The sequence below is a fragment of the Pseudoalteromonas sp. A601 genome (genome assembly GCF_002165575.1).
Lineage (GTDB): Bacteria > Pseudomonadota > Gammaproteobacteria > Enterobacterales > Alteromonadaceae > Pseudoalteromonas.
Genome location: NZ_MXQF01000074.1, coordinates 1 through 1,619, shown reverse-complemented (window position 1 = coordinate 1,619; position 1,619 = coordinate 1). Strand labels below are relative to the sequence as shown.

Sequence of the window (1,619 nt, the reverse complement as noted above, 5' to 3'; positions counted from 1 at the left end):
TCTTCTAAGTCTCCCACCTATCCTACACATGTAGGTTCAATGTTCAGTGCCAAGCTGTAGTAAAGGTTCACGGGGTCTTTCCGTCTAGCCGCGGGTACACAGCATCTTCACTGCGATTTCAATTTCACTGAGTCTCGGGTGGAGACAGCGTGGCCATGGTTACACCATTCGTGCAGGTCGGAACTTACCCGACAAGGAATTTCGCTACCTTAGGACCGTTATAGTTACGGCCGCCGTTTACCGGGGCTTCGATCAAGAGCTTCGTCCGAAAACTAACCCCATCAATTAACCTTCCGGCACCGGGCAGGTGTCACACCGTATACGTCATCTTGCGATTTTGCACAGTGCTGTGTTTTTAATAAACAGTCCCAGCCACCTGGTCACTGCGGCTCCCGTCCGCTTAGAGAGTAAATCTCATCACAGATAGGAGCGTACCTTCTCCCGAAGTTACGGTACGATTTTGCCTAGTTCCTTCACCCGAGTTCTCTCAAGCGCCTTAGTATTCTCTACCTGACCACCTGTGTCGGTTTGGGGTACGATTCGGTATAATCTGAAGCTTAGAGGCTTTTCCTGGAAGTATGGCATCAGCAACTTCACACCCTTAGGTGCTCGTCTCGTGTCTCAGTCTTAGCAACCCGGATTTTCCTAAGTCACCAACCTACTCACTTTCACATGGACAACCATCGCCATGCTTGCTTAGCCTGCTCCGTCCCCCCATCGCAATTATACCAAGTACGGAAATATTAATCCGTTTCCCATCGACTACGCCTTTCGGCCTCGCCTTAGGGGTCGACTTACCCTACCCTGATTAACATGGGATAGGAACCCTTGGTCTTCCGGCGTGCGGGTTTTTCACCCGCATTATCGTTACTCATGTCAGCATTCGCACTTCTGATACGTCCAGCATACCTCCCGGTACACCTTCAACCGCTTACAGAACGCTCCCCTACCACTCAAAATAAATTTTGAATCCGCAGCTTCGGTGCATAGTTTAGCCCCGTTACATCTTCCGCGCAGACCGACTCGACCAGTGAGCTATTACGCTTTCTTTAAAGGATGGCTGCTTCTAAGCCAACCTCCTGGCTGTCTGGGCCTTTCCACATCGTTTCCCACTTAACTATGACTTTGGGACCTTAGCTGGCGGTCTGGGTTGTTTCCCTCTTCACGACGGACGTTAGCACCCGCCGTGTGTCTCCCGGATAGTACTTTACGGTATTCGGAGTTTGCAAAGGGTTGGTAAGTCGGGATGACCCCCTAGCCTTAACAGTGCTCTACCCCCGTAAGTATTCGTCCGAGGCTCTACCTAAATAGATTTCGGGGAGAACCAGCTATCTCCCGGTTTGATTAGCCTTTCACTCCAAGCCACAAGTCATCCCCTAACTTTTCAACGTTAGTGGGTTCGGTCCTCCAGTTGATGTTACTCAACCTTCAACCTGCTCATGGCTAGATCACCGGGTTTCGGGTCTATACCTTGCAACTATTCGCCCAGTTAAGACTCGGTTTCCCTACGGCTACCCTAATCGGTTAACCTCGCTACAAAATATAAGTCGCTGACCCATTATACAAAAGGTACGCAGTCACAGAACAAGTCTGCTCCTACTGCTTGTACGTACACGGTT

1 rRNA gene is annotated in these 1,619 nt (G+C 50.3%); it reads right to left on the bottom strand.

From position 1 onward, the window contains the following. Positions 1-1,619: ribosomal RNA gene (locus B5G52_RS21700) — 23S ribosomal RNA — on the bottom strand; the annotation flags it as partial.